This is a genomic window from Nitratidesulfovibrio oxamicus, assembly GCF_015731765.1.
Taxonomy (GTDB): Bacteria; Desulfobacterota; Desulfovibrionia; order Desulfovibrionales; family Desulfovibrionaceae; genus Cupidesulfovibrio; species Cupidesulfovibrio oxamicus.
The window spans coordinates 1-4,275 of sequence record NZ_VRYY01000210.1 but is presented as its reverse complement, the minus strand read 5'-3'; the positions used below and the strand labels follow the sequence as shown (position 1 = coordinate 4,275).

Here is a 4,275-nt window from a genome sequence, read left to right as displayed (position 1 = left end):
ATCTGCGGTGACCAGCGCGGCGGCCAGCATGGTCTCGTCCCGCATGGCATCGCCCACGGCGCGGAAGTGCGGCCTGCCGGGACCCAGCGTGGCGGAGGCCTGTGCCGGAGCCGTTCCGGCGTCCTGTCCGCCGCCGTGCTTGCCATTCTGCATGGCGCCGGGCTTCGCCGCCGCTGTCGCTGCCTCCAGCGCCGCCTGAATGGCCGTGAAGGGCACGGGCGAAAGATAGACGGTCGATGTGCCGCCGTTTTCGTCAAGGCCGTACAAATACCCGCCGCGTTCGGCGGCCAGGCGGCGGGCCTGTGCGGCGATGGCGTCGCGCGGACCGATGGACTGCACCGCGTTGGGGCAGGCTTCGATGCAGGCGGGCACGCCGCCGTGCGCCACCACGTCGGCGCAGCGGTCGCACTTGTACATCACGCCGTTGCCCGCGTAGCGGGGCAGCAGGTCCAGGTACAGGCCAACGCCGGTCTGGCGCTGGGGAATCTGCCACGGGCACACCGTGCGGCACTTGGCCCCGCCCAGGCAAATGTCCGCATCGATGGACACGGTGCCGCTGGCCTCGCGCCGGGCCGCGCCCCACGGGCACAGGTTGGCGCAGGGCGGGTTGTCGCAGTGCAGGCAGCGGCGTGGGATGTTCAGTTCCACCTGCTGCCCGCCGTGCTGCCCGCCGTGCTGCACTGTCACGCTCTGGATGTACAGCCAGTTGTAGGGGGTCAGGCGGTCATCCGTGTCGCGCCGGGCGGACCAGTCCTCGGCCTTTACCGAGGCCGGGAACATGGGTGGAAAGGGCTTTTTGGGCTCCGGATGCCGGGCCGCGTTGCGTTCGCGGCAGGCCTGCACGCAGGCCCCGCAGCCCACGCAGGCGGAAATGTCGATGAGCGTGGCCAGGGGCCCATCTTTCCCGACCGCTTCCCGTCCGGCGGGCACGGGTGTGCTGCCACCCACTCCCGCGCCCGCCGCCGTGGAGGGGAACATGCCGGTTGCGAGGGTGGCGGACCCGGCGAGCCCGGTGCCCGCAAGGCCCTTGAGGAAACCGCGCCGCGAAAGGCGGCGGGGGGATGCTGTGTCGATGATGCGTGAGGTCATTCCGGTGCCCGTGTGCTGATGTGTGGGGGCGCGCGGGGCGCGCATCCGTATCCCCATGGAGCAGGAAGCGTGCCCGCCGGAACGGAAATGCTAACATGCCGGTGTGGCGCGTCTTTTATAAATACGAGCAGGGGGAATAGCCTGCTTGCGCAGTGGTGAATTTTCGGCATATGCTGCACCGTGTGGTGAAAAATTGATCACATGATGCGGCGGTCGCCAGTGGCGGGTGACGTGTGGTGGCGATACCCTTGCGGAAGTTCCCGGCACGGGATTTCGCCAGCAGGGGGCGGGCACGGCGCGCGGGAACCGCGTCCGACAGGATTCCTGCATGATTCAAGCTGGTCATGCTGCGATGGCGCAGGCACTCCGGGTGCCGCTCGCCTGCCCCACAGCGCGTCCGACCCCCGGCTTTTCCCGCAGGCGCGCAACGGCCCCGAAGCTGCATGGTATGGGCGCGCCTGACGGCACGGCATCGCTCCGTCATTCCGCCGTCCTGCCGCCCCCGGCAATCCGGCAACCCTGCCCCCGTCATCGGAAGGAGAACGCCCATGGACGCCCTTGAATCAGGCCGCTTCCTGCGCGAGGTCATCAACACCATCAACGACGGCTTTTTCCTGGTGGGGCCGGACGGGCGCATCCTGATGGCCAATCCGGCCCTGGAGCGGCTGACCGGCTACGAGGCGGGCGAACTGGCGGGCCAGACCTGCGCCATCCTCAACTGCGACGCCTGCGTGCGTTCGCGCTCGCTGGGCGGCGGGCACTGGTGCCGCCTGTTCGACCGCAAGGACGAACACCGCAAGCGCTGCACCCTGGTGCGGCGCGACGGAACGTCCATCACCGTGCTCAAGAACGCCAAGGTTCTGAAGGATGGCGACAGGGTCATCGCGGCGGTGGAGACCATCACCGATATTTCCGCGGTGGTGGAAAAGGACCGCCGCATCGAGGAGCTTTCGCGCCTGTTGGGTTCGGACGAGGGGTTCGCGGGCATGGTGGGCACCTCGCCCGCCATGCAGCGGGTGTTCAAGATCATCGAGCGGGCGGCGGAAAGCGACGCCCCCGTGCTGGTGCTGGGGCCGTCGGGCACGGGGAAGGAACTGGCGGCGCGGGCCATCCACGAACTGGGCCGCCGCAAGAACGGGGCCTACGTGCAGCTCAACTGCGCGGCCCTGAACGAGGCGCTGCTGGAAAGCGAGTTGTTCGGTCATGTGCGCGGGGCGTTCACCGGGGCCATCCGCGACCGGCAGGGCCGGTTCGAGGCGGCCCACGGCGGCGACATCTTTCTGGACGAGATAGGCGACATTCCCCTGCCCATCCAGGTAAAGCTGCTGCGCGTGCTGGAGACCAAGCGCATCGAGCGGGTGGGCGACAACGCCTCGCGCGAGGTGGACGTGCGCATCATCGCCGCCACCAACCGCGACCTGGGGCGGCTGGTGCGGGCGGGCAGGTTCCGCGAGGACCTGCTGTTCCGCATCAACGTCATCCCCATCCACCTGCCGCCGCTGGCCGACCGGCGCGAGGACATCCCCCTGCTGGCCGCCCATTTCCTGAAGGGCATCCGCGAACGCGACGGACGCGACGTGACCGGCCTGACACCGGAGGCCCTGCGCCTGCTCACGGCCTACGGCTGGCCCGGCAACGTGCGCGAACTGCGCAGCGCGCTGGAATATGCCTGCGTCATCGCCGAAGGCGGGCGGCTGGGCGTGGAACACCTGCCGCAGCACATCGCCGGGGCGGGCTGGCACCCGGAATGCACAGGACCGGGCGGGATGGTCGGGACGGGGGGCGTTGCAGCGCACGCCAGCCACACCAGCCACACCAGCCATGCTGGCGCAAGCGACAGGCATCCGGAACTGCATCCGGCGCAAGGGGGACACGGACCGCGCGGAATCCCGGAGGATGCCACCCCGCGGGGCGGGGACGGGGGCGGCATGTCCGCCGGGACATTTGCCTACGGGGGGCGCCCCGCCCGGCACGAACGCGAACGGGCCGAACTGGTGGAGGCGTTGCGCGCCGCCGGAGGAAATGTGTCCGAGGCGGCACGCCTGCTGGGGGTGCACCGGGGCACGGTGCGCAACCGCATGCTGCGCCACGGTATCGACGTGCACAAGGCGGTGGCGGGGTAGTGCGCCGGAGTGCATGCAGGCGGGCGGGCATTGCGGGAAAGGCAGGGACGGACGCCCCGGCGCCTTGCCCCCGGCCTCGTCCTTCTTATTGTAGAGCCGTTGCGCGGCGGCGACCCGACGCTCCCGCGCCAGTGGACAGCCGCCCTTTGCCGGGAGTATAGAAGGCGGCATCCGCGAGGGCGCGCCCGTGCCCGCCAGACACACCAGACGCACCACACCGAACACATTTCCTCCACGTACCAGAGGTCTACTTCATGCTCGCCATCCGCCGCTTCCGTCCCGCCGCCGTGCTGGCCCTGTGCGCCCTGTGCGTGCTGCCCGTCCTGCTCGCCGCCTGCGGGGGGCGCCAGCAGCCCGCGCCGCAGGCGCAGGAACAGGCCCTGCCCGCAAAACCCGTTCTGGAATTCATGACCAGCAATCCGGCTGGTGCTTCCGCCGTGCTGGATGACCCGGAATTCGGTACCGGCATCCGGGTGGTGGTGGAGGGGCTGTTCACCTCGGCCAGCGGAGAGGAATGCCGCCGCGCCACGCTGCTTTCGCAGCATGGCGAGGCAGAGGTGGTCATTGCCTGCCGCCCGGCGGGCAGCGGCGACGACGTTGCGTGGCAGATGGCCCCCCGCATCTGGGGGCAGGGGATAGCCCGGCCCGCGCAATAAGAACTTTCCGGATCAACCGGGATGGCGGACAGGGCAAGCGGGCCGTGATGACCCGACCAGCCGGCCTGATCGGCCTGACTGGCCTGACTGGCCAGTACCGGCATGCCCGGCGCCGGCCCCGGAAGGGCTTCCGCTTCGGGCGGGCGTGCCGTTTCCGCCGCAAAACCACCACGCTAGACACAGCATGTTTTCATCCGCCGGGTGCACACCGCACCCGGCGTAGCCAATTACGGATACCTGCCATGGATACCGCACCGCTTTTCCGTCACGCCGCGCTCCGCCGCGCGGGGGCTGCCGCATGGCTGCCCGCCCTTTTCCTGCTGCTTGCACTGGCTGTGCTGCTTGGCCCGGCGCGCACCGCCGCGCTTGCCGCTCCGTCCGAGGCCAAGTCGCCCGCGTCGTCCGGG

At 69.9% G+C, this 4,275-nt stretch carries 3 protein-coding genes; 2 read left to right on the top strand and 1 reads right to left on the bottom strand.

Annotation, left to right across the window (positions count from 1 at the left end):
* The coding region (locus tag FVW20_RS08415) for a 4Fe-4S dicluster domain-containing protein (protein ID WP_196609068.1) at positions 1 to 1,089 on the bottom strand (1,089 nt) is incomplete at its 3' end.
* A gap of 548 nt (positions 1,090 to 1,637) precedes the next feature.
* Here FVW20_RS08415 and FVW20_RS08410 point away from each other — a divergent pair.
* Both FVW20_RS08410 and FVW20_RS08405 read left to right on the top strand, forming a co-directional pair.
* A complete protein-coding gene (locus tag FVW20_RS08410) occupies positions 1,638 to 3,212 on the top strand; it encodes a sigma-54 interaction domain-containing protein (RefSeq protein WP_196609067.1) in 1,575 nt (524 codons plus the stop codon).
* A 254-nt stretch (positions 3,213 to 3,466) separates the two neighbouring features.
* Positions 3,467 to 3,868 carry an RT0821/Lpp0805 family surface protein gene (locus FVW20_RS08405; RefSeq protein ID WP_196609066.1) on the top strand — a complete coding sequence of 134 codons (402 nt, stop codon included), beginning with the start codon at positions 3,467 to 3,469 and terminating at the stop codon, positions 3,866 to 3,868.
* The last annotated feature ends 407 nt before the right edge of the window (positions 3,869 to 4,275 follow it).

Coding starts and splice junctions, on each gene's coding strand:
- FVW20_RS08405 (WP_196609066.1), top strand. CDS start 3,467: ATGCTCGCCATCCGCCGCTTCCGTCCCGCCGCCGTGCTGGCCCTGTGC.
- FVW20_RS08410 (WP_196609067.1), top strand. CDS start 1,638: ATGGACGCCCTTGAATCAGGCCGCTTCCTGCGCGAGGTCATCAACACC.